This window comes from Streptomyces sp. NPDC059994, assembly GCF_042737755.1.
Classification (GTDB): domain Bacteria; phylum Actinomycetota; class Actinomycetes; order Streptomycetales; family Streptomycetaceae; genus Streptomyces.
The window spans coordinates 1-26,792 of record NZ_JBHWUR010000058.1 but is presented as its reverse complement, the minus strand read 5'-3'; the positions used below and the strand labels follow the sequence as shown (position 1 = coordinate 26,792).

Sequence of the window (26,792 nt, the reverse complement as noted above, 5' to 3'; positions counted from 1 at the left end):
ACAGCGCGTCCGCACACAGCGCGCCGGTCACGGGCGATCAAGGATGCGCACCAAGAGGTCGTCGACGGCACGCCAGATACGCAGCGGCCATCGGCGTACCGCAAGGGCACGAGCAGTACGGGCCCTTTCCGCAGCTGGGTGCCGTCCCGTGACGGTGACAGGGGCATCGTCGCCGAGTGCCCGCAGCGTCCCGTCGTAGGGGCAAGCCGCCTGGCATCCCTCCAGGCGTTGGTCGATGGTTCCGGTGGTCAGGTGGTACAGGTGAGCACCGGTGTCAGCGACGCCGCTCGGGGCTGTGACCATGGTGAGGAACTGGTTGAGCTGCGCGGCTGCAGCGCTCGTGGAGAAGATGAAGACGTTCTCCTTCCGACGCAGCGGGTGGTCGGCCGAGAGGCCCCTGATGTAGGCGGGGTCGTCGAGCAGCCCGTCGCGTTCCACGGGAACGTGGGCTGGGTCGTACTGGCCCAGGCATTCCATGCACGCCCGGCCGGGGGCAGCGACATGGGCACGCCATTCGGCGCCCTTCAGGCGCTGGTCGCGTGCATCGACCGAGATGCCGCCGTCAACCACGGGGATGAGGTGGGCGTAGGCGAGGAGGTTGAGGACAGCGCGGGGCCAGGGTCTGTCGACGCAAGAAAAGAGCAGGTCGCAGTCCGCGGCGGCGAAGCCGTCCGGCTCCGCGACGCTCAGCTCGTGTGTCGCGACACGGATGTTCGCGCCCGTGGCCGATCGCCTGGCTGCACGTGCGGCAATGTCCACCTTGGCCCGATGTAGTCGCACGTCGCGGCCGGTGGCGTGGAGGAGCCGGTCGAGGTTGAGGTACTCGACGGTGTCGAAGTCGAAGAAGCTCAGGTGTTGGAGGCCGGTGCGGGCCAGGGCCTCGACGATGGGCATGCCGACCGATCCGGTGCCGACGACGCCGACGTGGAGCCGGGCCAGGTCGTTCTGGGTGTCCTGTCCCCAGGCGGAGATGGTGCGCACTTGCCGGTCCGTGGCTTCGGGTGAGGGAATCAGGGTGTCGTTGAAGGTGACCGTGAACCGGTCGCCGACGACACGTACGTTCTCCGCCTCGGTCGGGACGTAGGTGCGTGGTGCATGCCGCTGCCAGACGCGGGCCCCGTATCGGGCGTCCGCGCCGGCGAAGGTCATGCCGACTAGCGGCAGACCTGTGAGGGTGATGGTCTGGGCTGCGAAGGATGCCTCGGCCGCGTAGTCGATGTCGTTCAGGCGCTGCCAGCGGCGGCCGCGGGGATGGGCATGGATAAACCCCAGTCCGCAGCCGTGCTCGGCGGCGATGTCGGCGGCCCGTAGGAAGTACTCGCTGGTGAAGTCGACGGTGCCGTGCACGATCCGATCACCGGCCTCAGGCAGAACAAGGTCGACGATCAGAGCGGTCGTACGGCTGGAGCCGGTACTCGGCCGCCACAGGATGAACGTGCAGTCCTCCTGGCCGTCCGCGCGCCGCAGATGTCCGGTGAGGCGCTGCGCAACGCTGGTCGTCATGGCGACCGAGAAACGGGTGATCATGCCGGGGGCTCCAGTTGGGAGAACAGGGTGCGCAGGTGCCGCAGATAGCCCCGAACGGTGCGGTCGGCCGGCCAGTTGGCGGCCGGACGGCTCCAGTACTCCCATTCCTCCCCGGCTGTGTCGAGCCCGGAGGCATGTACGGCTCCGTGAGGGTGGCCCAGGCGCGGGCTGACGTGGGGGCCGGGCGGCGGAGACAACGGCCAGTCCTGCACGAGCGCCAGACCGATCTTGACAGTCTCCCCGGCCCGGGGGCCGACCTCGATCATGTAGTCGAAGACGGCGAAATCGCCACGCTGCTCGACGGTGTAGCCAGCCGCGGCCAGGCCCGCGAGCATGCCCGCGGGCCCGGCTTCCGGCAGGGTCGTGGTCACGAGACCGGGGTGGGGCCGGTGAACACCGACACGAACTTCTCCCGTTCGTGCACGGTGATGTCCTTGTTGCCCTGGTCCTTGAACGATTCCCGGTGTCGGCCGTTGATCCGCTCCAGGTAGTGCGTGGCCGGGTCGATCCCGGCCAACTGCAGGATCTCGTTCGGGGTGGTGTGCTGGGGCACGCCCGAGATCGGCTCTTCGTCGACGATGACCGTCACCGTCTTGTGTGCGGCGCCTCCGTGGCGCGTGTCCGCGGTCGTCATGATGACCGTCTCCTTTCTCCGGCCTGCCGCAGCGGGCCGGGATATGTGAAAGGCGGGCCCGGAGGCCCGCCTACTTGCTCTTCTTCGAGCCGCTCGACGCGCGCTCGTTCACCGTCGTCGAAGGGTGACTGCGCACCGTCGTCTGCTTGACGAACCGGCCCGTGATCGCACTGCGACCACGCTTGCCGCCTGACCCGCTTGCCTTGCTCGACTTACCTGGCATGGCTCACCTCCTGCCTCAGAAGCCTCGGTGGCCTCCGCGCACTACTGAAGTGCAGCACGAGACGACCCGCAGATGCAACATTTTTCGGATGACAGTTAACCTGTCGTACATCTGCACAAGGGTGGCCGCCCGGACGGCGGGCGGCCTCGATGGGGACGGCGGAGCCCTACGGTGTCGGTGTGGGGTCCGCGATGATGCCAAGATTGATCAGCCGGTAGTTCATGGCCATCTCGCTCATGTCGAAGTGCCTGGCCATGAGGTGCACCAACTGCTTGGCCGTGCGGAATTCGGCCTCGCGTGCCGCGCGGCGCACCATGGCCTCGGGGGCCAGCAGGGCAGCCGCGAAGCGGTTGGCCTCCATCTCCTCACGGTCCGTGGCCATGCTCGACACCGTGTCCCGGAAGTTGACACGGGTATCGGTGTCCAGGATCAGCGGGCGGCCACGGTGCAGCTTCAGATGCCCGAGTTCATGGGCCACCGTGAAACGCTGCCGGTACTCGTGGTGCTTCTGGTTCACACCGATGACTTGCTCGTCTCCCCGGCGCATCAGCATGCCGGAGACGTCGTCCGGCATGTCCTGCGGTACGACCAGCACACCCAGCTTGTCCGCGATCAGCCGCGGATCGATGGGCGCCTCGTCGATGCCGAACTGCGCCAACAGCGTCTTGGCCGCCGCGTCAGACCTGGCCATCGCGCGCCCTCCGTTCGACCGCTGACGTCAAGGAAGCCACCGTGTCGGCGAGATAGCCTGGAAGCTCGTCCTCATGGCCGGGCTCCTGTAGCCCCGGCAGGAGGTCGGCTGGCTTCACCCCAAGCGCCGAGGCGAGGCGCACCAGCCGGTATGGCGGAGGGGCCTGTGCGCCGGACTCGATGTTCGTGATCGACCCGCGCGTCAGCCCTGCCTTCCGGGCTAGCAACTCCTGCGTCAGCTTCGCCCGCGCCCTCGCTGCGCGCACCCGCCGACCGATCTCGGCATTGAAAACCCGCTCAACATCGTCCACGCCGCTCCCTGCGATGACAGCCACACTGACATTCCAACTTAGTCCACCCTCACCAAGACCACCACAGCGGCTCCCCGGTGATCGCGGCGCCAGGTCTGAGAACGACCTCCTGGGCCAAGACAAGGGACTGACAGCGGGGCCGATTCTGCGCACCGTTGGAGGAGCTGCCCGCAGGCCGTGGGGTCTCCTACCTGCGCGTCGATCGTGTGACCAACAGCCTTCGACGCCTTGTGCGGGGCAAGTCCTGTGGAGGGTACTCCTCGGGGAGCAGATGCCATCGTCGGCTCAACCGTGGTGGCGACCGGCAGGCGAATGGGCCCGCCACGGAGAGGGACGGGCCCACCGGAAGTGCCGAGTGTTAGGTGGCGAGCTTCGTGGTGGCCCAGGTGTTGTCGTTCCACATGGTGCCGGTGTTGGTGAAGTTCCCCGAGCCGTTGCCGGTGTAGAGGTGCAGGGTTCCGTCTCCCCAGATCGCGGCGAGGTCGGTCTTGCCGTCGCCGGAGAAGTCGCCGGGGATGATGTCCTTGATCGTGGACCAGTCCAGGCCAGCCGTGGTCAGCTGGCTGCTGCCGATGTGCCCGTGTCCGTCGCCCAGGTATAGGCGCAGGTTTCCGTCGGTGAGGCGGACGGCGAGGATGTCGGTGTTTCCGTCTCCGTTGTAGTCGCCTGCGGACAGGAGCTTGTAGCCGCTCCATGAATTGTCCGGCCACAGCAGTGTGGACTGGGTGATGTCGTTGTTGCCGTTGTTGGGGTAGAGGTGGAGCGTGCCGTCGTTCCAGATGGCGACGAGGTCGGCGAGGCCGTCCCCGTTGAAGTCGCCTGCGGTGATCTCGCGGGCGGTGCTCCAGGTGGTGCCGCCGTAGAGCTGGGTCACGTGCTGGGCGTCCAGGCCGCCGGTGCCGGTGCCGGGGTAGAGGTGCAGGGAGTTGTCGCCCCGGATGGCGACGATGTCACTCTTGCCGTCACCCGTGAAGTCGCCGGAGGTCATCGCGGCGACGCTGCCCCAGGTGGAGTCCCAGATCTGCTGGCCGCTGGTCAATTGGCCGCCGCCTTGGCCGGTGTAGAGGCGCAGTGTTCCGTCGCCGCGCGAGGCGGCGATGTCCGCTTTGCCGTCGCCGGTGAAGTCGTCGCTGGGCGTGAACATCTGGACGTGCACCGGCGCTGTGGAAAGGGTTCCGGCGGTACTTCCGGCCGCGTAGTAGTTGATGTTGTGGACAGCGTTACCGTCGGTGGCCCAGAGGGTCGGGCTGACGGGTGACGAGCCTCCGGTCCCGAGGCGGGCGGGGAAAAGGGACGGCCGCGAGCTGGCCTTCCAGCCGGTGGTGCTGCTGACGAGGGTGCTGGCAGCGGCGCCCGCGTGGGTGTCTTGGGTGCGGTCGTCGGGGTTCACCACCGTGCCGGTGAACAGATCGAGCACGCCCGTGTCGGCGTCGCGCACCCACAATGCCGGGGCGCCCTGGACGATGCCCGCAGAGGTGAGTGTCTTCTTCTGCCAGCCGGTCGCCAGCTGCTGGGCCAGGCTGAAGTCGTAGACGCCGTACGCCCGGGTGCTGGGAATCCACCACAGGACGCCGTCGGAGGTGATCGCCCAGAGGTCGGGAAAGAGGCCCTGTGCCTGGTGTGAGTCGTCGGCTGCGATCTGCGTGACCTGTGACCACATGTACGGGGAGTCGTCGAGGATGGCGTTCTGCGGAGGCACCTTCACCGTGCCGTCGCTGAGCTTGATCGTGCTCGCCATCGGGACTGCCCCGCCGTCGCCTGCGTAGATGTGGGCTTGGCCGTCCTTGGTGATGGCCAGGACATCCTGCTCCTTGTGGCCGCGGAAGGCGCCGACGGCGATGCGGGCGCCGACGAATTGCTGGTCGTCGGCTGCGGTGACATTGACCGGTGTACTCAGGGCGCCGTTGTTCGCCGCAGGGTAAAGGCGCAGGTTTCCGTCAGGTCCCGGAGTGAGGAGATCGGCGAGGCCGTCTCCCGAGAAGTCCCCGGTGGCATCGGGAATCTGGGGCTCTTGCATGTCGAAGTCGTAGTGGTTCACCGGCGACTGGTTGCCGGCGGCGTCGATCGCGTACACCTGCAGCGAGGCGCGCAGGAACCCGCTCGGAACGACGGTGAAGGTGGTGGCCGTTCCGCCCCCGGCCGCGCGGATGGTCGACCGGGGGTTGACCGAAGGAGGCGCGATGCCCCAGTTGTAGGCGTACTTGACGATGTCTGTGCTCCCCTTCGGGGGCTTGAGCGTGAACTCGACAGGACTCCTGGCAGGAAGGGGATTGCCCGCAGCGTTGTCGAGCGTGGTGGAGGAGATCTCCGGTGCACCGGGAGCTGTGGCGTCCACCTTGAACGTGCGGGTCCTGACCACCGATTGGTAGCGGCCGTCGTCGGCCTGCGCCGTCCAGAGGTACGTGCCGGTGGGAAGGTAGCCGACGAACCAGCTGATATTGCCCTGCTCAGTCACCGTATTGGCCGGCGCGAACGACTTCTGTGGATAGACGGTCGTCCCGTCCGCGGCCTTGCCCAGGAGCGTGAACTTGCCTTGGACGGGAGCTCCTTGGTCATCGTCGCTGATGTAGGCGTTAAGGGTGACCGCCGTGTGGCCGATGAGCGCGGCATCCGGGCTCGTGCTGAGAGACGATACGGCTGGGACCGTGTCGTAGTGGACGCTCAGCGTCGGGTTGTTCGAGAAGCGCCGGAAGTAGTAGCCATTGGAATCGTCTTCGGCGATGAGGCCGAACGCCACCCAGTTCTTGCGCTGGGATGCCGACCTGGTCACGGCGTCCAGCACGTCGAAGCCGCGGTAGACCGTGCTCGTGCAGGCGCTGCCGTATGGCTGGGGCTGGCCTTGGGTGTTGCCGAGGGATGGCCGGTTGTTCCACGTGGTGGAACTGTTGATCTGGCTGAGGCTCTGCTTGACGATCACGTTGGAAGTGATAGAGCACGATGCGGAGTAGATCTCCATGGCTTTGAACGTCGCGTCGACGATCCTGACCTGGCTGTTCAGAAGGCGACTGTCCAACCGGAACTGGAAGTAGGCTTCTTCCCTTCCGATACAACCGCTGTAGCTGTTCATCCCGACGCCGGGTGTGTCGTAGGGGGCGGTTCCGGAATTCAGGGCGTTCTTGTCAGGGCAGCCTTCCTGGATCTCGTCGTGCGTCTGCTTCGGATCGTTGGCAGAGACGGGATTCCAGGCGGGATCAATGTAGACCGGATAGTGCGTGTTCGGTCCGCGCAGCATTTTTTGGTCAGGGGCCAATGTCACGGTGTTGGCGGTGGCCCGGGTAGCGATGCGGGCGATATGAGCGCCTCGGCCCGGGGCGGCTGGCGAGGATGTGTCCGCCATGGTTGGCGGGGCGGCATCACCGATGAGACGCGCCTTCCCGCCGGCCACGGTCTGAAGTGCCGAAGAGTCCCACATCAACGGGGCGGGGGAGGCGAACTGCACCGCACCCGAAGCGTCTGTGGCACGGAGATTTCCGGCTGAATCGGCTGACAGAGTGAGGCTCGGTCCGCTGGTACCCAGAACGAGGTGGTCCAGCTTCGGATTGGAGGCTGCGGCGGCATTTTTGACCACCAGGACTTCAGAGAAGCCGCCCAGGGAACTGACCGTCGCTTTGAGATCGACTCCGGGCAGAACCTCCGGATAGGTGGCGGTGTCGCCTGCCACGATGGGGGCAGGGAGCGGATTCGGCCATGACACCGCCAGGCTCTTGCCGTGTGAGCTCAGGGTGGCGAGGGTTTTGCTGCCCCCGCCGGAAAGCGTGACGGGCGAAGGCACCGCTGCTGGGGTGAGAGTCCCGTCCGGAGTCCTGTGCAATGACGCATCGACCGGCACCCATTTGCCATGTCGGCGAATCCGCACGGGATGCAGCGACTGGTCGAGCGTGAAGGTGCCGGACGGATTGGCGGTGACCGTTGTCGTGGGTGTCGTGAAGGCGTCGACGCCGACAGGCTTGCCGGATCTCCGCGCCTGGGTGACCGCATCCTTCGCTGCGGTTTCGCCGCTGACCTCGGCCGAGGCGTTGGGGCTCGCCTGCGCCTGCGCCTGCGCTGGGACGGCCAGCGGGAGCCCGAGCGTGGTCGCGAGGAGGGCTGTGGTGAGTACCGCGCCGACGCTGGAGGCAAGTGGTCTGCGATGTCCGTGTCGTTGCTGTTGGATGGATATGGTCATACGCCCCCCTTATAGGCCGTTGGAGCACATGATGGGCTCTCACGGTGATGGCGAATGGTAGATGGACGGATGTCACACCCCGTCGCGATTGTCTGAGTCGTGATATCCGATTGCGCCGCGTCGATACTGGCTGAAGATTCGCAACGGAATCACCAAGTCCGCTCAAAGGGATTACATAACGCTTACATCTCGCCTGCTCCTCACATAGCGTTCGCTCGCTTATGTGTATCAATTGAGGGGGCTGGGTGTCCGTGTCGGATGGAAGCGGCAGAAGTAGCCGCACGGGTTGGCGAAGTGCGGTGTTTGCGCGAATATCCAGGGTGCCGCAGGTGACTGTGTTGGCCCTTCTAGCATCGACACTTACTGTCCCGGCAGTTGCGGACACCGTTGACCCGCACTTTCCGGAGGCGCCCACAGTCCGGTCGGTGAGCGTCCACAACGCGGTGGGAGCCCAGCGTCGATTGACGAAGGTTGCCTCAAACTGGGCGCCCCGGCAGACGACGTGGCCGATTGCAGGAACAGGTACGGCGCAACTCTCCGGAAATCCGCCACCCGTTGGCCAAAAATTCCCCCTCGATGCACGGCCCCTTGTTCCCACTCCAGGAAAGCCGAATTGGGTCCGAGCTGGAACGCTGCCCGTCAGCGTGAAGGCGGGAAATGCGGGTACCGCCGCGGTCGGCGGGTCGCAGAACACATCGCCTTCAACGGTGACCGTCGAGGTCCGGGACCGGGACGCAGCGCGCAGAGCGAGAGTGAACGGACCGCTGTTCACGGCTGCAGCCCCAGCTGGATCGGGCGACAACGCGGTTGCGGTGTCCTTCGACTACTCCGGCTTCAAGGACCTCTACGGCGGTGACTGGTCCTCCCGGCTGCACCTGGTTCAACTCCCCACCTGCGCGATCACGACGCCGGAGAAGCCTGCCTGCCAGGTGCAAACCTCCCTGGCCGGCAGCAACGACGCCACGGCATCGCGCGTCACCGGAACGGTCGCCCTCGCCGCACCGAAGGCAGCCGGCCAAGGCGCGATGGCCCGCAAGCAGAACGGTACGGCCGGTGGGAGTGCCACGGGGACCAGCCTGACGGTGCTCGCCGCGACCTCCGACACGTCCAGCGGCGCGGGAGACTACTCAGCCACTCCGTTCGCCCCGGCCGGGTCGTGGACCGCCGGTGGGAGCAGTGGAGACTTCACCTACTCGTATCCCATCGGCGTGCCCCCGACACCGGGCAACCTGACCCCTGACGTCGGTCTCAGCTATTCGGCCCAGTCGGTCGACGGCCGCACAACCTCAACCGACAACCAGCCCAGCTGGGTCGGTGAGGGGTGGGACTACTCGCCCGGGGCCGTCACCCGCTCCTACGTCCCCTGCAAGGACGATCCTGCGGGCACCGCGCCCAAGGTGCCAGACCTGTGCTGGGACGGGCAGATCCTGCACGTGGTCCTCAAGGGCCACTCGCAGGACATCGTCTACGACGCTTCCGCGCCCACCCACTGGAAGCTCTCCGGCGACACCGACGCCAAGGTCGAACTCATCGTCGCGGGCAACACGACGCAGAACGGCACCTGGAACGGCGAGTACTGGAAGATCACGTCCCAAGGGAAGATCTACTACTACGGGCGCAACACCGTCCCGAACTACGGCACCACGAACTCCGCGTGGACCGTCCCGGTCTACGGCGCGCACTCCGGCGACCCTTGCTACAACGCGACCTTCGCCAACGCCTCTTGCAACCAGGCATGGCAGTGGAACCTCGACGAGGTCGTCGACATTCACGGCAACGCGATCGTCTACTACTACGGCACGCACGGGAACTACTACGGCGCCAACGGCAAGACCACCGGCGCCTACTACACCCGCGCGGGTTGGCTGGACCATATCGACTACGGGCTGGGCAACGGCTCAGCCGTTGCTCCGCAGCGCGTGCAGTTCGTCACCGACTGGCGGTGTGTGACGGGCACCTGCATGCCGATCGACTCCAACAGCGCGAACTGGCCCGACGTCCCATGGGATCTGAACTGCAACAGCGGTGCCGGGTGCTCGATCCACTCGCCGGCCTTCTTCTCCACCAAGCGGCTCGTCGCGGTCAAGACGCAGATCCTGTCCGACCCGACCAAGAAGACTTACGCCGACACCGACACATACAGCCTGGCGCAGAGCTTTCCGCCCCCCAACGACGGCAACGAGAAACCCGCACTCTGGCTCGACTCGATCACACACACCGGCAACAACGGCACCGCACTGTCGGTTCCTCCGGTGAGGTTCACGCCGATCAACCTCGCCAACCGGTTCAACACCCGCAACGGCTACGCCAACCTCAACAAGTTCCGCATCGGCGGGATCACCACCGAGAGTGGCGATGCGATCAGCGTCAACTACCAGGCCCCCACCGGCTGCAACTCGGGCACGGACCCGTCGACCAACACCACCGCATGTTTCCCCGTCTACTGGACTCCGTACGGGATGAGCACCCCGATCCTCGACTGGTTCAACAAGTACGTCGTGAAGTCGGTCAGCGACAACGACAACACCGGCGCCTCCGCAGGGACCGTCACCACCTACGCCTACACCGGCAAACCGGCCTGGCACTACGACGACAACGAGATCACCAAACCCAAGTACCGCACCTACGGCCAGTGGCGCGGCTACTCCGAAGTGCAGACCCGCACGGGCAACGGCGGCGACGTCCAGACCCTCACGGACACCATCTACTACCAGGGCATGCACGGCGACACCCTGCCCGGCGGTGGCACGCGGTCGGTCGACGTCGTCCTGTCCGACGCGGTCGCCGTGCCGGGCTTGTCGAAGGCGGCTCCCGACACGGCCCAGCTGGTGGGCAGCCCGCGCGAAGTCCTCACCTACAAGGGCAGCGGCGGGGCAGTGGACAGCGCCACCGTCACCTCCTACTGGGTCAGCGACGCCGTCGCCGCCCGCAAACGCACCGGTCTGCCCGCGCTGACCGCGAATATGGTCCGCCCCGCCTCCACCATCACCACCTCGGCGATCACCTCCAGCACACCGACGACCTGGCGCACCACCCAGACCGAGAAGGGCTACGACAAGACCACCGGGCTGCTGCGCTACGAGGACGACAAGGGCGACACCAGCGTGGCCGCCCAGGAAACGTGCACATCAACAAGCTACGCCGACGCCCAGGACGCCTGGAACCTGATCGGCCTGCCGAGCGAGGTCGAGGTCGATGCCGGGCCGTGTGCCGACGGCGACAGCACCACGTCCAACGGACTGGGCACCCCGAACGTCACCCGCCCCCGCGACGTCGTCTCCGACCAGCGCACCTTCTACGACACCCCCGCCCCCACCGGCGCGCTCACCCTGCCGAACAGCCAGCCCGCCCTGACACGGGGCGAGCCCACCGTGGTGGCCACGGCCAAGGACTACTCCGACGGATCCTTCACCTACCAAGTGAAGTCGGCCGTCGCCTACGACGCATACGGCCGTCCCGCGAACACGTGGGACAACCTCGGGAACAAGTCCACGGTCGCGTACACCGACACCAACGGCCAGACGGTCCTGGTCAAGAAGACCAACCCCAAGCAGCAGAGCATCACCACGACGGTGGACCCGGCGCGCGGTGTCCCCACGCGCGTCGTCGACGCGAACAACGCGGAGACCGACACCACCTACGACGCCCTGGGCCGCACTACCGCGCACTGGCTGCCCGGCCGTGTCAAAGCCACCCAGTCGGCCAACTACACCTTCGCGTACCAAACGTCTGCCACCACACCCTCCTCGATCACGACGAAGAAGCTGAACGAGGACGGCAGCTACACCACCAGCACCGAGATCTACGACGGACTCCTGCGGTCGCGGCAGACCCAGTCTCCGACCCCGCAGGGCGGCCGGATGCTGACCGACACGTACTACGACAGCCACGGCTGGGCCTACAAGACCAACCACGGCTACTGGGACGGCTCCAGCACCCCTGACACCACCCTCGTCGCCACCACCGACCCCCAGGTCACCAACCAGGAGATCACCACCTTCGACGGCCTGGGCCGACCGGTCCTGACCGTCTCCCAGTACAAGGGCACCATCAAAGAGCAGACCAAGACGATCTACGGCGGCGACCGCGTCACCGTCATCCCGCCCACCGGGGGAACCCCCAGCACCACCATCACCGACGCCCGCGGCCGCACGGTGGAGAGCGAAAAATACACCACCACACCTGCCGTCTCCGGCGACCAGGTCACCGGTGGTGCCCCCGAGAGCACCACCTTCACGTACGACGCGGTCGGCAGCCACGGCCAAATGACGGCGATCACCGATCCGGCCGGGAAGAAGCGCAGCTACACCTACAACCTGCTCGGCCAGAAGACCAGCCAGAGCGACCCGGACACCGGCATCACATCCATGACGTACGACGCCATGGGACGCCTCACCTCCACCACCGACGCCCGTTCGAAGACGATCTCCCTCGGCTACGACGTGCTCGGGCGCAAGACCGCCGCCTACGCGGGAGCGGACTCCTCCGCACCGAAACTCGCCACCTGGACCTTCGACGACCCCAACGTCGCCAACAGCATTGGCCGGCAGACGGCCTCCACGCACTACGACACCAGCGGCAACGCCTACACCTCAGCCGTCACCGGCTACAACGTTCATGGGAAGCCCACCGGCAGCACCATCACCATCCCCAGTAACGTCACGGGACTTGCGGGCACGTACGCCTACTCCTACGGCTACACCCCTAACCTCGGGCTGCCGCTCTCCACCAGCTACCCCGCCGCGGGCACCGTGCCGGCGGAGAAGGTCTATACCGGCTACAACAGCCTCGACCTGCCCACCTCCGTCGGCGGACTGGCCACCTACACCTCGGACACCGCCTACGACGCCTTCGCCCGCGTGTCCCAGATGATCGTCGGCACCCAGTCGAACGTCGCCTCCTTCACCAACACGTACGACGAGCACACCGGCGCCCTCAACAACACCCACACCACACGCAACACAGCGCCGCAGAGCGTCGAGGACACCACCTACACACGCGACCTCGCCGGCAACATCACCCGCATCACCGACAGCCGCCTCGGTTCGGCCAGCGACACCCAATGCTTCCGCTACAACCTCCTCGGACGCATGACCGACGCCTGGACCGCGACCGACGACTGCGCCGCGGACCCCAGCACCACCGGCTCCAGCCCCACCGTCGGCGGCCCCGACTCGTACTGGACCACCTGGACGTTCGACCACAACGGCAACCGCAAGAGCCAGGTCGAACACGCGCTGCCCGGCGCCGCCGGCGACACCACCACGACGTACCAGTACGGCAAGGGCGGCGACCCCGCCCAGCAACCCGACACCCTCACCGGCACCCGGACCACCCACCCGGACGGCACCACCACCGGGGGCTCCAACAGCTACGACGCGGGCGGCAACACCCTCACCCGCACCACAACACCGGGCACCGACACCCTGACCTGGAACGACGAAGGCCACCTGGCCAGCCTCACCACCAGCGGCAAGGACAAGCCCACCACCTACACCTACGACGCCGACGGCAGCCAGCTCCTGCGCACGGACCCCGACGGGAAGACCACACTCTTCCTGCCCGGCCAGGAGGTCGTCTACGACCCCGCCACCCCCACCACCAAGTCCGGCACCCGCTACATCTCCTTGCCCGGCGGCGTGACCTGCACCCGCACCGGACCTGGCTCCGCCTACAACTTCGTCGCCTCCAACGACCAAGCCACCGGCACCAGCAGCCTGGACTCCACCGCCCAAACGCCTGACTTCCGCCTCATGGACGCCTACGGCAACCCGCGCGGCAGGGCCCCGGCCAACTGGCCCGGCGACAAGGGATTCGTCGGCGGCACCCTGGACAAGACCACCGGCCTCACCCACCTCGGCGCCCGCGACTACGACCCCCTGCTGGGCCGCTTCATCTCGGCCGACCCCATCTTCGACGCCAAGGACCCCAACCAGATCGGCGGCTACACCTACGCGGGCGACAACCCCGTCACCTTCAGCGACCCCGCCGGCCTGGAGGTTGGGTCCAAGCCCAACTCCTGCGAGTACGACCTCAAGTACTGCCCGAAAAAGGTCCAGAAGCAGGTCGGATACGACCCGTCCACGGAAACCTGCTGCCACAAACAGAGCACGGGAGGAACCGGCGGTAAGACTTCAGGAACCAAGGGATCCGGTAGCACCTATGTAGCGGGCGTCCGAATACCGAGCCCGGCGGAACTCGAAGCCCGGGGAATCTTCGGCAACTACCACAGCCAGGTGCGAGAGTTCGCCCGGCGAACCTGCATCGGTAACGGCGACGTCGCCAGTCTCAAAGGCTTCTGCGGGCTGGCAACCCAAGCAGGATTCATGGACAACGAGCACCCATGGATCTCAGCCGCCCTCGCCACCCTCGCGACCTGCAGCCTGGCACCGCAGGAGTGCCTGGGCCTAGCTGTCAGCGTGGGGGAGGGCGAGGTCGAACTAGCCGCCGGCGGCTCCATCACCCTCGGTTCTGCTGCTGCCGAAGCGAAGGAAACCCTATCCAGGTACCTCGGAAAACTGGGCGGGCGAGAAATCGAGGCATCTGCGGCAGCGTGTGCGGCCGCTTTGTTCCCACACAGCTTCACCGGAGATACCAAGGTCCAGCTAGCAGACGGGCAAGCGAAACGCATCGATGAAGTAGTCATCGGTGACCGCGTACTCGCGACTGACCCCGTGAGCGGCGCGACGGCCGCTGAAACCGTCACGAACCTCATCGTCACCACAACAGACAGGGAATTCACAGACCTCGTCGTCCACACCCCCCAGGGCGACAAGACCATCACCTCGACCCAGCACCACCCTTACTGGGATGCGACACGTCACCAATGGGTCAATGCTTCCGAACTGCGTAAGGGTGACACACTTCGTCAACCCGATGGAGCCGTTCTCCGCATTGTAAAGGTGCGGAATTACCTGCAAGCGGTGACGACGTACGACCTGACCGTCGACAGGCTGCACACCTACTATGTACTCGCCGGTCGCGCTGCAGTGCTCGTCCACAACGATCAGTGTGGACCAGTTGCGTACGGCAGTACGGAACTGAGCCGAGCGACCATGTTCCAGCGCCTGCTGGACAAGAACAAGGGAAACAACTACGGAGCTGCCCGACTGGAAGACGGGACGATTCTCATAGGGCGCTCCAGCGCAGGTATCCACGCGGAAGAAGATCTCGTCCGGCAAGCCGGTGACCGCAAGATCGTTGAGCTATACTCCGAGCGCGAGCCGTGCGAAGCCAAATGCCAAGCACTCACGGCGGGCATGAAGACGAGTTGGTCATGGCAATGGAACGGCGTTGACAGAACAGTCGTGAATTCCCAGATCAAGGCCGCGATCAACGACCTCTTCAAGTAACGGGACCAGAAGGGGCGTCACGCTTTTATAGTGAGGCACCCCTCAGTAAATGAGAATCAGGGGTGTCAAATGCCGGAAGCAAGCAGCGAGAACTGGCCCACCTTCGAAATGGTTCAACTGCACGGGCCACATGCCGAGGATCCAAACTGGGATGGACCCGATCTCATGTTGGAGGTTCCGCGAGGAATGCTCGGAGCCGCATACCAGGCCGCAAGTTCTCTGACCCAGATCACGCAAGCAGGAAACAGGCGTCTCGTGAAATTCGGGTCGACTGGACTGTTTGGTAGCATCCTTCTGGACGCTGAATCAGGCATCGTAGTGAAACTCGAAAAAGATGCTGGCGATGTGGGTTTCGTCAACTCATCCCTTTCTGCCTTTGCTGAAGCGGTGGAGATGGTAATCGAGAAGTTCCCCTTCTATGGCTCAGACTGCAATGATGATGATTGGGCGACTGCGGCCAGGGGCATGGAGAATTCCCTTCGCTCAATCGATCCGATTTCAGTTTCGCAGGATTCCTTCTGGGGGACGTTCATCAGTGATGTTGAAATTGGTGACTACTCTACGGAAGACGTCCTCGGGTAGTAATGTGCGAGGGCCTCTTGAGGCGATAGTTTGAGACCCATGGCTGACGGTGACGCCAAATTCTTCCCCTGTGATGGTCCCAGCCGTGGGTTCTCTGTCTCCCTCGACGCCAGCGCCTTGCAGCCTATTCGTGGAGAAGTTGGCGAGCGCGGCGTATCCGTATTCCTCCGGAAGCAGATGCCATCGTCGGCTCAACCGCGGTGGCGACCGGCAGGCGAATGCTGCTCTGTACCGGATTGTGCTGACCCGGCTGCGCTGGGGACCCGCGCACCCAGGCGTACTACGAGCGGCGTGTGGCGGAAGGCAAGACCCGGCGCGAGGTCATTCGCTGCTTGAAGCGGTATGTGGCCCGGGAGATCTTCCGCCTCGTCGTCCGGCCTGTACCCGTACGACCCCAGGTATAGAGACTCCGCAGAGCGCCGCGCGGCGTGGTCATGCTGCCAGCCCAGTGGTTTCTTCGAGTTCGAGGATGTCGAGCAGGGATTCTCCCCAGGTGGCCCAGCGTACGAGCACCCACCAGCTGAGCAGGATGATGTCCTGTTGCCGCGCGAACTTCGCGGCGGGTTTGCTGAAGGTGCTGTTGGTGATCAGGATCGCGATGTCAGCGTGATGTGCGGGGCCGGCGATGCCGTTCAGTTCGCGGACTGCCGCGATTCCCACGGGCGTCTCTTTCGTGGTGTGCTTGCATTGGACGGCCAGCTTGTCCCCGCCGGGTGTTGTGGCGATGACGTCGACGCCCCCGTCGTGAGGCCCGCCGTGCCGCTGTTTGACGTCCAGTCCGTCGCGGGCGACCAGGTCGGAGATGAGCCGCTCAAACTGGTGGGGGGACATCGCACGGATCTGGCTCAGGCTCGTGCTCGCCGGTGAGGCCAAGAAGACCTGGGCCTGCTGCTCCTCGAAGGCCAGGGCGTGCAGCCGATCACGATCCTCCGCGAGGAGTACCCCGACTCGGGCGGCGGACTCGGCTTGGTGGCGGAGCAACTCCGCGACCGCGTCGAGCTCCGGCGTGCTGTGTGGGTGCCGGTGGTACCGCTCCACCTGCTTCGCCACGTGCACCGACCGCAGTTTCTGTTGGAGGTGCTCGGCTTCAGTTGCGTCCTCTCGTGCCCAGGCCAGTTCCTGGACCAGGAGTTGCCGTAGGCGCAGGGCGGCACGAGCACAGCGAGCGGTGGTGCGGGTGCACTCGGGATCATTGACATACGGGTCATGCTCCGCGCGGCGGTGGGCGTGGCGGTGTTCGCGTTCGAGGCTGTTGCAGTGCGCCCGGAGGACGAGCAGGGCCTGTTCGAGCAGGTGGTCTTCGTTGTTCCAGCGGACGGCGGCGTGCAGGTGCTCGTCGTCGGCGACAGAGATCCGGCGCTCCAGCATCTCGTTGAGAAGCTCGTCCTTGTAGACGGGTGCTGCGGCGCGGAGGGCATCGGTGTGAGTCACTGGACGGTCTCCGCATTTGTGTGTGTCTCGCAGGACCCGAGGACCGCGTGGAGGGGAGAGCACCACGTTGCCCAGCGCTCCAGGCCCTCGCGGCCGATGAACTGGATGTCGTGGGTCTGCGCGTAGCGCTGTGCGGTCGGAGAGAAGCGGCCGTTGGTGACCACGACGATGGCGGCTCTGGGGAAGTGGCGGCGTGCGAGATCGGACAGGTGGTGGACCTCGGGGAGTCCGAGGGCGGGCAGGGGAGGTGGTCTGTAGTCGGCGTGGCCGGCGACGGGAAGGTGCTTGGGGAGGAAGACCACGGGCCGGCCATCGGGCAGGGAAGCGGTGACGGGCTGGTCCCGGCAGTCGTAGCCGGGCACGGGATGCGGTACGCCTTCGGAGAGATCGGCGATCAGGTCGAAGAAGTCGTCCTTGAGGTGGAGGTCGATCGCCTCCAGCGCGACCGCTGCGTGTGTGTCGGCGGCCCGTTCGCGGAGCTCCTCGTCCAGGGCCAGTTCGTGCAGGATCTCTCTGTTCTGGGAGTGCAGGGCGTGGACTCTTGTGCGGGCTGCGCCGAGCTGGTGCTGGAACGTGATGAGCACCTCTAGCAGGGACGGGTCCGGGTCCTGCGCTTCGTGGTGGCCGCGCGCGATCTGGGACCGTACGCCGTCGGCCTCCTCCACAGCCACAGTGGCCTCCGCCACCTCCAACTTGAGGGCGTGTGCGAGCGTGCGGGCCGCGTCGCTAGAGACTTCCTGGATATGCCGTGAAGCGGGATGAAGCGCCGAGCCGGATGGTGCGTGATCTTGCTGCTCGGCGTCGTGCCTCGCGGTGGCGATGTCGTCCAGATGTGCCGTCAGCCGGTGGTAGATCTCTGCGGCCATGTCCCACTTGCAGGCGCGGATGAAGGCTGCGTGCAGCTCGGTCGCGCTCGCCGTTGCTACGGCGCGGGGCAGCACGACATCGCGTTCGGCGTTGCTGAGCAGGAGCTGGATGGCATGCTTCGGTAAGTCGGTGGTCACGGCGGGACTCTACTGAGCGGCACTGACAACGCCGCAGTTTTCCAGAGGACGGTGTGCCAGCCCCGGAAGACGCCGACGGTCGTCTTCTCACCCCTGCAGAATCGGCCTTCGACCAGGGTGAGGTGCTGGTCGTCATGAGGCAAGGGCACGTTCATCGAGCGTCGGGGAGTAGTTCCTGGTGCCGTGCGAGGGCTGTCGTGCGGAGGAGGGCGCGGAACTCCTCGGTCACTGTGCCCCGGGTCTTGAGGGCGTGGCAGTTGGGACACAAGGCGATCATGGCTCTGGGCAGGTCCTCGCCGCCTTTGGCGTGATCGTCTATGTGGTCCACTTCCAGCAGGTAGGAGCCATTGCGGCTGCGCGCTGAGGTATAGCGGGGGTCCGGACAGCGAGGATTCTCGCAGGCCCCCTGGCTGCGCTCCAGCACCGCGTTGCGGGATGCGGTGATGCGGCTCAACCGCTGACCAGCCTGAGGCCGGGGACGATGGCTCTTGCCGTCCAGTACGGCGCGCTCGGCCCGGTCGTTCAATTCCGCATAGCGCAGGGCGGGATCTGCCATGCGGTGCAGCAGGGCGGCGGTCATCTGGCAGCGGTCGAGTGTGTTGGCGGCCGGTTCCTCGGGTGGCAGGGCGAAGTGGCCTTCGGCCGAGTCCCAGTCGTTGTCGAACTCGCCGTGACGCAGACGTGCGCACTCCCAGCGGCTTTGGCTCAACGTCGTGAGAGAGGCGGCTGTGTGCGCCCACACGGTGCCGTTGGGGAGGTTGTCTCCTGCCCAGGCGTATTCCAGGGCTGTGTAGATGGCCGCGTATTGGATGTTGCGTCCGTAGGTGACGACGCGCTTGCCCCGGAGCTTGCGCAGCAGGACGTCGGCCACCTGGCGGAAGCAGGGGGCGCCTTTGAGTGTCCCGAGCTCGGCATGGGCACGCTGGATCTGCCGCAGGTACCTCTCGTCCCACTCAGGGTTGATGAGTTGATGCCACCTCTTGCGACCGCTCACCGAGGTGAGTGCTACCTCATAGGGCACGGCCCGTTCACGAGGCGTAGTGGAAGGCGTAGGCGACCCTATGGTGCTGACGGCCAAGATGACCGTGTCCGGATCATCACGGACGTCCTGTGTCCAACCGATCGCCGCACGGCGAACGGCTTCAGCTTCGTCTGCACCAGGCCGCGACGAGAAGGCGACAGCTTGATTCGCACGGTAGACGGGCGACGGTGGAAACACGACCTCGTCCCACCCCGGGATCTTGTGCCCGGGACTCGCCGTCACCCCGGGTACGGCCACCAGCTGCGGAGGACCGAGCACATAGGCGTCCGGACGGAACAGGTTCGACGCGCGCAGTCCTTCTTCCTTGAGTTGATGGGCGGACTTCAGCCCTGCCGGCAGCTGTGGATAGCGCTGAAGCAACCCCCTGAGGTCGGTGGCCTGCGCGTCCGGATTCTCGACGTAGACCGGCGCGCCGAAGCCAGCGGGTATCGCACCGCACACCACATGCTGCTCTTGCACTGGGCTGAATGGGATGCTGTCGAACTCTGCGGACGTGTATGTCGGTTGGCTCCATAGTGAGGGGCAAGGGCTCGTGACGAACGTATCTCACTGGCGGCGGGGCCACGTGCCGAGCCCTGATGCAATCCGTTCGATCGAGACGGGTTCTGGGACTGTCCACGGCCGAGTCCTCCTCGCCGTCACCGGACCACGCCCAGCGCGCCCTCTCAGTCGGCGAGGCGTTCGGAGCGGAACCTTGCCCGGGGCCTTCACAGTCGTAGGCATCACCGGCGTGCTCAGCCCGGATGCGCGCCACCGCACTGTGCACAGCGGTGCACTTTGTAACGGGATGTGGACCGGGTGCAGGCAGGGCATACACGTATGCCACCGCGAACCTGTCTGCGCCGCTCACGGACGGAGGATGATCGTGCTACGACCAACAGGCCCGGAGAACACTGAAAGCCTCTCCGCGCTTCTGCGGAAACGGCCCCCGACCTGGTACAAACCCTGTCGGGACGACAGGATTTGAACCTGCGACCCCTTGACCCCCAGTCAAGTGCGCTACCAAGCTGCGCCACGTCCCGATGCCCGTCTGACCTGGAGCTTCCACGGGTCATACGCGCATGAGAACCATATCAGGGGGCCCGTGCCTCAGCCGGCGGACAGGTGTGGCTGACGTCGCCACGGCGTCCTCACGGAGTGCCAGCAGCTCGCGGGCACGGACCGGTCTCATACCCGCCGGGGAGCCGCTGACGCATACGGGTGCCTTGAAGGCTATGCCTCGAAGTCGGGTGGTCGGGGCCCGGGGAGGTTGAAGTCGGACAGGAGTTGGAGTGCCAGTTCGAAGGGCTGGTTGCGGGGGCCGTGGGGTACGGAGGCAGCGGTTTCGAAGCTGCGCTGAGCGGCGAGAGCTCTGGGGCCGACCAGGCCGGTGAGCCGATGGTGCCGCCACAGAGAGGCGCGGCGGCTGGCGTCCACCACGATGAGGTCGGGACGACGCCAGATGACCAGTGCCCAGGCACCGCTGCCGGAGTCCGAGCTGGCCCAAGCGCCGACCAGGGGCGCGTCTTCCGCTGCGCCGACGGCTTCGAGAGCTGCCAGCGCGGGGTTGCTGAACCGGCCTGTGACGTGGAGCAGTTGCGGTCCTTGGCGGCGGACGTTGCGGCCCCTTTCCGTGAGGGTTCGTTCGGCGTCGTCGAGGGGTCGGCCTGGACCACGTCGGACGCTATGTCGAGTACCGCTGCCTGATCGACGGCCGGGCCGAAGGCTGTGTCGAGCAGTGCTGTGTATTCCGTGACGTACGCGGGCTCCACGGCGGGGAGCAGATGGCTGACCGCTTGGCAGGCTTCGTTGAAGGCGACGGTCTCCGGGGTGATTTCGTGCCGTGGGGCGTGGCTGCGGAGCACGGCGAGGGCAACGGCGGCAAGGCTGCCGATCTGGGGCTCGATCTGTTCGGGGAGGTCTTGTCGGTCCAGTGCGCGGATGGCGCGGGAGAGCAGCGGCACCCAGTCGGTGCGCGTTGGAGGCCAGACGCCTGCCGCGATGGTCCACAGCGTCAGCCGGACGACGAGCATGCGTTCCGGAGGGCCCAGATGGGGAGCAAGGGCAACGAGGCGTTCCACCCAGCGCTCGTAACGACGGCGGACTTCCTGGCCGGCGCGCCGGAGATCGGGCAGCGTGGCGACGTCCGTGCCGGTATCAGCCGCTGCAGGAGCGTCCGCTGCCGCCACGGTCTCGGCGTCGTCGTCATCGAGGGCGGCTACGACGTCGTCGGTGAACCGTTCGTCCCAGGAGACCGGCGGCAGCTCCTGAAAGGGCGTGCTGGCACCATCGGGCAGGGGAAGCCCCAGGGCAAAGCGCGTGAGCGGGTGCCCGACGCGCCCGGCGCATTCGTCCAGATAGCGCTCCCAGCCGCCCTCGTCGCCGTCCCGCGAGGTCGTCGTCACGGTACTGCTGGTGCTGCTGTTTGCGGATGCGCCCGCTGGAGTGGGGGTCAATCCCGTACGGAGGGTTTCCAGGTCGCCGAGGAACCGTTCGGCGAGCCGGGGGTCAGTAAACAGGTCAGGTGGCTTGGTTGTGGGGGCCTGGGACTGGGCCGGTGTCATGCGGCGCAGTACGCGGTCAGGATCGACGACGAACACGATGTTGCCGAAGCGCGGTACACCGTCGTTGTCGACGACGACCAGGCGCACGCGGCTGCCCGCATCCGCCGGCGCCGTCACCGTCAGCGTGGTCTGGCCGGGCGGGACGTCGGCGACGCGCTCCCAAGACTCCGGCGGCGCGGCCGCTTGAGACAACTCCAGGTACGCAGCGCCAGCGAGAGGGCGGGCCACGCTGATCTCCAGACCGTCCGGGACGCGCAGAGCGCCGAGCAGCAGCGGCCCACGGCCGACGACGGGCCGGGGGAGAGGGGTAGCTGCGCTCAGCCGGGCGGCCAGCTCGTCGGTACCGGTGGGCAGGAGGGTGGCGGGGACGGGGGTGATGATGCCGAGCTCGCAGTTGCCGCCGTCGCCCTGGGAACGCAGCAACGCTGCGGCGGAAAGGTTCGGGCTGCCGGTCAGCGCCCACCGCTGCCCGCGGGAGGCCCACTCGATGAGTTTCCCGTGGCGGTAGCGCTGGCCGTGGTCGCTGATGACGCGTCCGCCGTACTCCTGCACCAGGGCGGCGACCGACGGCCCGTCGAGGTCGGTGAGCCCGGGCTGGTAGGCGAGGGTGAACCGGCGCGGACGGAACCGTTCGAGCAGCTGCCGCAGGGCCTGGGAGCGCTGGTCGTAGAACGGTGCGAAGACGGCCAGCTCGTCGACCGGCCCGTGGGGCAGCCGATCGATGATGGGCGCGCGCAGGCTGCTGACGACACGGACCTGCGGTGCCGTAGCGGTCTTGCCGTGGTGGAGCCGGTCCAGCAGCGCCGCGACCCGCCCCAGCGCCTGGGGCACACCGGGGGAGAACTCCACCTTGTCCGGCAAGCCGCGCAGCCAGGCCGACAAGTCCGGGATCGCCGCGGGACTCTGGTCGCCGGCCACCCGCAGCACCGTCCACAGTTCGGCGTTGGCCTGCCACCCGGCCAGTGTGGTGTTGCCGGAGCCGAGCGCAACGGTGGCGTGCTCCGGTCCGGCCAGCACCATCAGCTTGGGGTGGAAGGCGGCACCGTGTGCGTAGGCCAGCCCGGCGAGGTAGCTGCGGCCTGCCCGCCGGACGGACCGGGGGTCGTTGCGGGCCATGGCGACATCGCCTGCGACCGTGACGCGTGCGCCGGTGGCCTGGGTCACGCCGAGGGCGATCTGCTCGAAGAAGCCGAGATCGGCGGTGAAGCTGAAGAAGAGGGCTTCCTCCAGGCCCTGTCCGCCTGTGCGCACCTCGTCGAGGATGAGGGTCAGCGGCGAGGCGAACGCGGTCGGTGGCTCCACCGCTCCCGGCGCCGGCGGGGTGTCAGTCAACGAGGGCCTTCCCGCTCCTGGTCACCGACCAGTGCTCGTCGTAGTGCAGTACGCCGCAGGTGGCCAGGACACTCCCGAGCTGATCCAGGCGCAGCCCGACATCCCCGCGCCCCTCCCGGCTGGTCCGGTACAGCAGTCCGCCGCGCTCATGCAGCCGGGTCGGCAGCCACAGGTTGCCGTCGGCGCGACGTTGGGCCTTGGCCAGCGCGATCCGCTGCGACCGCGCCACCAAGTCGTGGGTGAGCTGGCGGGCGACATCGCGCAGTTTCATGAGGAGGGCCTCGTCCAGACGTCGCTTCACCCACTCCGGGCCGAGCTCGATGCCACGCTGGCCGAGGAAGGCGTCCCTCACCCGGCCGGTGAGTTCGTCCACCCGGCGCGCGCTGGTGGCCAGCACTCGCAGCTCGGCGAGGGGCAGGGCATCGCCTGCCGACCGCAGGGTGTGCTCGGCAGGCAGCGGCGCACCGTTCGTGCTCTGTGTCGCGGGAAGGGAGGACAAGAACGCGGCCACCGTGATGTCGGGGAGCTCTTCGGCGAAGCGGTCGGCCAGCTCCTCGATCGGCAGAAGCTCGTCGACCTGCTCCACCAGCCAGGACCACAGGCGCCGCCACGCGCCGACGGCGTAGTTCCGCAATACCACTCCGCGCCAGGCAGCCGCGGCGTCGATGCCACAGGTCGCGGGATCGGTACTGAGGAAGGGCCCGAAGGCGAGGACCTGACCGACGTCCTGGGTGAATCGGGCGACGGGGTGGGTGGCGACCACGCGAGCCAGCAGTTGGATCGTCTGTCGCCGTGCAGCTGCTCGAGCGCCCGCTTCTGCTGAGGCATCGGGCTCGCACAACAGGCGGGCCAGCCAGGCCCCGTCGGGCCGGTCGCCGCCGGCACACACGCACAGACGATCGCCCAGCGAGGCGAGCTCGCCGACGTACAGCGTGTCCTGGCGGGCGAGTTCGAGCACCTCGCCCAGGCCGTCAAGCACTGCCGTCGCGTCGAGCCGCGGCCCGGGTACCGGCATGCGGCCGGTGCCCAGGATGCCGAGCTCGACCTCGGACCCGACGTACGGCGCCCAGAACCCCCACGTGCTGCTTGCGTACCCGCCCTTGCCGGGAGCCTCGGCCTCGGCCATGGTGACCGTCCCCGCCTGCAGGCGCCGGGCCAGGGCATCGGTCCCATGGGCACGCGGGAGCCACGCAAGGGCCTGGGGATGATGCGCGAACGACACGGCCGCCAGCGCCACTTCCGCGCGACGCAGCAGCGTCTGGGCAGCCGGGACAGCCAGCCCCGTCTCTGCGGCGTGCGCCGCGACCAGCCCGTGCAGGGCGTAGTAGCGGGCATGCGGAGTCACTGTTGTCACTCCCGGCACGAGACGCTCGACCATTCCCCCCACATGCCGCTCCACCGAGAGCGGGAAACGCCCTGCGGCGACGTCCAACCCTGCACGGCTCCACCCGGGGCCCTCCACGGCTGCACCTTCGCCGAGTACTGCGACCGGCTCAGTCATCGGATCCGCAGGAGCCGGTCGCAACCAGCCGTCGGCCCTTGAGGGCAGCGGGCACCGCGTGAGGAAGCTGACGCAACGCGCGCGGATCCCCGGGCTGCCTCTACACAGCGCTCACTCACGTCTGCCGCACTGGTACTGCGCCTGTCCATCCGCCGCTGCTCCATCGCCTGTGCCACCCAAACAGGCGGCCCCGTCCCTATTCTGACGCACCTTCTGTTGCTGCAGGGGCACACCCGATCGCCACCGTCCCGAATGTCCCGCCCAGACCGCATCAACCACCCGCGCACAAGGAGGGCACAGACAGACCCTGAAGGTGGGCCCGCCGCGAGGAGGCTGTGGCCGATCAGGACCCCGCTCCCCGGAAGGCCATCGAAGAATCAGGAGGGGTGCGCGCCGGTCGGTGTCCACACGCCCTTCGTGCTGGTCAATGCTGACGGCCCGCACTCAGCGGTCTGCCTCTTCCGCCTCGGAAGAAACCTCTTCGGGCCAGGATCCGGCGAACGGTGGCACAGTCAGGCAGGGGGGAGCCTTCGGCCCGGAGTGCTTGTTCGGCGGTGGCGGCGATGCGCTTGACGTATTCGCGTAGTTGGCGGAGTTCCGTGGCCTGCTGCTGGCTTCGCAGAGCCTGGGTGAGGGCGACGGTGACGGTCTCCTGATGGCTGATGGTTCCAAGTGCGTGTGCCGCAAGGTCGAGCAAGGCAATGTCCAGTTCGACGGAGCATGTCGCCTCCGTGACGGCTGCTGGCGGGGGCTTGGGACGTGGGTGTGGTGTGCGGCGGGGTGGCGGCGCTTCCCTGGGCGTCGGTGGGGTAGTGGCAGTTGGCGGGGCTCCGGTGTGACGGCATCTGCGTCGCCGAGCACGGTGACCACCGGCCTTCAGTAGCCGACCCTCTGACCGCTCTGTGCCGTGAAGGTCACGAGCTCCGGAGTGAAGTCGCAGACGGCGGGACCTCCGGCAGCGTCCAGTTGTCCGACCAGTTGAGGAAGACGCTGAGCGCCTACCACGAGCCCGTACGGAACCGGAAGTTGCCGAGTGAGGGCTCGGCCATAAGCCGGAACGTCAACGCGATGACGGGCTGGGGCCCCTGCCCCTGCCTGGCCAGCGCTTTGCGGTCTTCGAACTACGAAGGGCAGCCACAGGGTTGCCCTCTCACCTTGTCCGGCCCCACGAACACCGCCCCGTCACGCTCGTGGATCTTTCCCCGGCTGCTCCAAAGAACCATACGAGCGGTGACCGCATCCGACCCGGCCACCACGGTGCGTATGGTCTCGCGGGCCGTCAGCACCTCATAGGCGTCTTCCCCACCTTCCTCATTGGGAGAAGGCTGGCCACCGTGGAGGTCGGCGAGGCGGGCCGCCACCTCCGCATCGTCGGTTGTTACCCGCCACGTATCCAGCACCTGGGGCCGCTTCCCTGCAGCCAGGCGTCCTTGGTGGAATTCTCCGGCGTAGTCGGATGCGCTGTGTGCCATGCGGATTCCTTTGACGGAGCGGGCGATGCTCCCGGCCTATGGCGCCGTGTCCGGCGCCCTTCCGTGCTCCAGATACACGGTAGTGCCGTCGGCGCGGGCCTGGAGGCCGGCAGCGATTCTCCGGACAAGGCGGGGGATGGTGAGCTCCGGCAGCTGTTCAGCGTGGTGGAAGCCGAAACTGCGGAGCTCGTCGGCTTGCAGCGCGATCTGCTGCCGGTGGTCCGCGCTGAGACGGCCGCCGTCGAAGAGGTAGAGGACCTTGTCGCCCTCGCCCGGATTCGGCGCCCAGTCCACGACGAGCAGGCGGCCGATGAAGGCCCTGATGCCCAGCTCCTCGTGGACTTCCCGTACGCAGGCGTGCCGCGGAGATTCCCCCTGCTCGACGTAGCCACCGGGGATGTCGCGGTAGTCCTTGTACGACGGCTCGACGAGCAGGACCCGGTCGGCGTCGTCGAAGAAGAGCGCGCCGGCTGCCATGCGCGGGCGGGCCATCTTCGCTTCATGCTCGTTCTCGCTCACGGGACGGACCCTAACCGCCGACGCCGCCGAACCTGCGGGCCAGCAGTCTCGGGGAAGTCGGCTGCCGTACCGCGCCTCGATAGGGGCTGTGTGACACGTGATGGTCACCGAGGCTCCCGCCGGGCAGGTGCCGGCGGGGGCTCTACGCGCGACGGTTGGCAGCTGCCGCAGTCCGGAACGGTCCCCTGGAACTGTGCAGGGGCGTCACGGCTACTGCGGGGCGGAGACGCTTTGAGGCGGGACCAGCGGTAAATAGTGCGGCTGTGGCGCCGAATTTCGGCCAAGTTGCGGTGAACGTCTGCGGACGTAGCCGGACGTCCACGGACTGACGCGAACACAGTGAGAACTGCTGAGACTGAATGGGACTGGCTAGTATTGCAGCCGCAGTTGACGTGACTGCCCGCGAGCCGCTCGTTGCGCCAGTCATGGGTGGGGATGTCACGGTTGACGAGGTGCACGGCTGG

At 66.8% G+C, this 26,792-nt stretch carries 15 protein-coding genes, 1 tRNA gene and 1 pseudogene; 3 read left to right on the top strand and 14 right to left on the bottom strand.

Annotated features, from left to right (window positions below; translation table 11 throughout):
- Positions 1-27: 27 nt before the first annotated feature.
- The 6 genes from ACFWA7_RS25405 to ACFWA7_RS25380 all read right to left on the bottom strand — a co-directional run bounded on the left by ACFWA7_RS25405 (position 28) and on the right by ACFWA7_RS25380 (position 7,550).
- Complete coding sequence (locus ACFWA7_RS25405; RefSeq protein ID WP_385825373.1) at positions 28-1,527, bottom strand: ThiF family adenylyltransferase; 1,500 nt, start codon at positions 1,525-1,527, stop codon at positions 28-30.
- The gene (locus ACFWA7_RS25400) at positions 1,524-1,898 is read right to left on the bottom strand and encodes a hypothetical protein (protein WP_385546893.1); all 375 of its coding nucleotides are present in this window, start codon (positions 1,896-1,898) and stop codon (positions 1,524-1,526) included. Before ACFWA7_RS25400 ends, ACFWA7_RS25405 begins: the two co-directional genes overlap by 4 nt.
- Positions 1,895-2,161: a hypothetical protein gene (locus ACFWA7_RS25395; RefSeq protein ID WP_385546890.1), complete on the bottom strand. Its 267-nt coding sequence runs from the start codon at positions 2,159-2,161 to the stop codon at positions 1,895-1,897. Before ACFWA7_RS25395 ends, ACFWA7_RS25400 begins: the two co-directional genes overlap by 4 nt.
- A 389-nt stretch (positions 2,162-2,550) precedes the next feature.
- Positions 2,551-3,075: an ImmA/IrrE family metallo-endopeptidase gene (locus ACFWA7_RS25390; RefSeq protein WP_385546887.1), complete on the bottom strand. Its 525-nt coding sequence runs from the start codon at positions 3,073-3,075 to the stop codon at positions 2,551-2,553.
- On the bottom strand, positions 3,062-3,385 hold the full coding sequence (locus ACFWA7_RS25385; RefSeq protein WP_385546885.1) for a helix-turn-helix domain-containing protein: 324 nt from the start codon (positions 3,383-3,385) through the stop codon (positions 3,062-3,064). Before ACFWA7_RS25385 ends, ACFWA7_RS25390 begins: the two co-directional genes overlap by 14 nt.
- Before the next feature lie 358 nt (positions 3,386-3,743).
- A complete protein-coding gene (locus ACFWA7_RS25380) occupies positions 3,744-7,550 on the bottom strand; it encodes an FG-GAP-like repeat-containing protein (RefSeq protein WP_385825371.1) in 3,807 nt (1,268 codons plus the stop codon).
- Positions 7,551-8,362: 812 nt separating this feature from the next.
- On the opposite strand from ACFWA7_RS25380, the gene ACFWA7_RS25375 reads away from it, so the two are divergent.
- From ACFWA7_RS25375 to ACFWA7_RS25365, 3 genes and pseudogenes are all read left to right on the top strand, one after another.
- Positions 8,363-14,902 (top strand): polymorphic toxin-type HINT domain-containing protein, encoded by a 6,540-nt coding sequence (locus tag ACFWA7_RS25375; protein ID WP_385825369.1) that lies wholly within the window; start codon positions 8,363-8,365, stop codon positions 14,900-14,902.
- Between the two features lie 69 nt (positions 14,903-14,971).
- On the top strand, positions 14,972-15,484 hold the full coding sequence (locus tag ACFWA7_RS25370; protein ID WP_385825367.1) for an SUKH-4 family immunity protein: 513 nt from the start codon (positions 14,972-14,974) through the stop codon (positions 15,482-15,484).
- Between the two features lie 157 nt (positions 15,485-15,641).
- Positions 15,642-15,888, top strand: a pseudogene (locus ACFWA7_RS25365) (transposase); the annotation flags it as partial.
- 28 nt (positions 15,889-15,916) lie between these two features.
- On the opposite strand, the gene ACFWA7_RS25360 reads toward ACFWA7_RS25365, so the two are convergent.
- The 8 genes from ACFWA7_RS25360 to ACFWA7_RS25325 form a co-directional block, all read right to left on the bottom strand.
- Positions 15,917-16,915 (bottom strand): restriction endonuclease, encoded by a 999-nt coding sequence (locus ACFWA7_RS25360; protein WP_385549577.1) that lies wholly within the window; start codon positions 16,913-16,915, stop codon positions 15,917-15,919.
- Positions 16,912-17,919 (bottom strand): hypothetical protein, encoded by a 1,008-nt coding sequence (locus ACFWA7_RS25355; RefSeq protein WP_385549574.1) that lies wholly within the window; start codon positions 17,917-17,919, stop codon positions 16,912-16,914. The genes ACFWA7_RS25360 and ACFWA7_RS25355 overlap by 4 nt, the downstream gene beginning before the upstream one ends.
- Before the next feature lie 151 nt (positions 17,920-18,070).
- Entirely contained in the window at positions 18,071-19,420 is a 1,350-nt protein-coding gene (locus ACFWA7_RS25350; protein WP_385825365.1) for an HNH endonuclease signature motif containing protein, read from the bottom strand.
- Positions 19,421-19,909: 489 nt separating this feature from the next.
- Positions 19,910-19,983 (bottom strand) — tRNA-Pro (locus ACFWA7_RS25345).
- 108 nt (positions 19,984-20,091) lie between these two features.
- Entirely contained in the window at positions 20,092-22,836 is a 2,745-nt protein-coding gene (locus tag ACFWA7_RS25340) for a hypothetical protein (RefSeq protein WP_385825363.1), read from the bottom strand.
- Positions 22,829-24,268 carry a hypothetical protein gene (locus ACFWA7_RS25335; protein WP_385825361.1) on the bottom strand — a complete coding sequence of 480 codons (1,440 nt, stop codon included), beginning with the start codon at positions 24,266-24,268 and terminating at the stop codon, positions 22,829-22,831. Before ACFWA7_RS25335 ends, ACFWA7_RS25340 begins: the two co-directional genes overlap by 8 nt.
- Before the next feature lie 1,190 nt (positions 24,269-25,458).
- Positions 25,459-25,809, bottom strand: coding sequence for a hypothetical protein (locus ACFWA7_RS25330; RefSeq protein ID WP_385549562.1), 351 nt, complete (start codon positions 25,807-25,809; stop codon positions 25,459-25,461).
- 36 nt (positions 25,810-25,845) lie between these two features.
- Positions 25,846-26,328: an NUDIX domain-containing protein gene (locus ACFWA7_RS25325; RefSeq protein WP_385549560.1), complete on the bottom strand. Its 483-nt coding sequence runs from the start codon at positions 26,326-26,328 to the stop codon at positions 25,846-25,848.
- Between the last annotated feature and the right edge of the window lie 464 nt (positions 26,329-26,792).

Coding starts and splice junctions, on each gene's coding strand:
- ACFWA7_RS25405 (WP_385825373.1), bottom strand. CDS start 1,527: ATGATCACCCGTTTCTCGGTCGCCATGACGACCAGCGTTGCGCAGCGC.
- ACFWA7_RS25395 (WP_385546890.1), bottom strand. CDS start 2,161: ATGACGACCGCGGACACGCGCCACGGAGGCGCCGCACACAAGACGGTG.
- ACFWA7_RS25390 (WP_385546887.1), bottom strand. CDS start 3,075: ATGGCCAGGTCTGACGCGGCGGCCAAGACGCTGTTGGCGCAGTTCGGC.
- ACFWA7_RS25380 (WP_385825371.1), bottom strand. CDS start 7,550: ATGACCATATCCATCCAACAGCAACGACACGGACATCGCAGACCACTT.
- ACFWA7_RS25370 (WP_385825367.1), top strand. CDS start 14,972: ATGCCGGAAGCAAGCAGCGAGAACTGGCCCACCTTCGAAATGGTTCAA.
- ACFWA7_RS25330 (WP_385549562.1), bottom strand. CDS start 25,809: ATGGCACACAGCGCATCCGACTACGCCGGAGAATTCCACCAAGGACGC.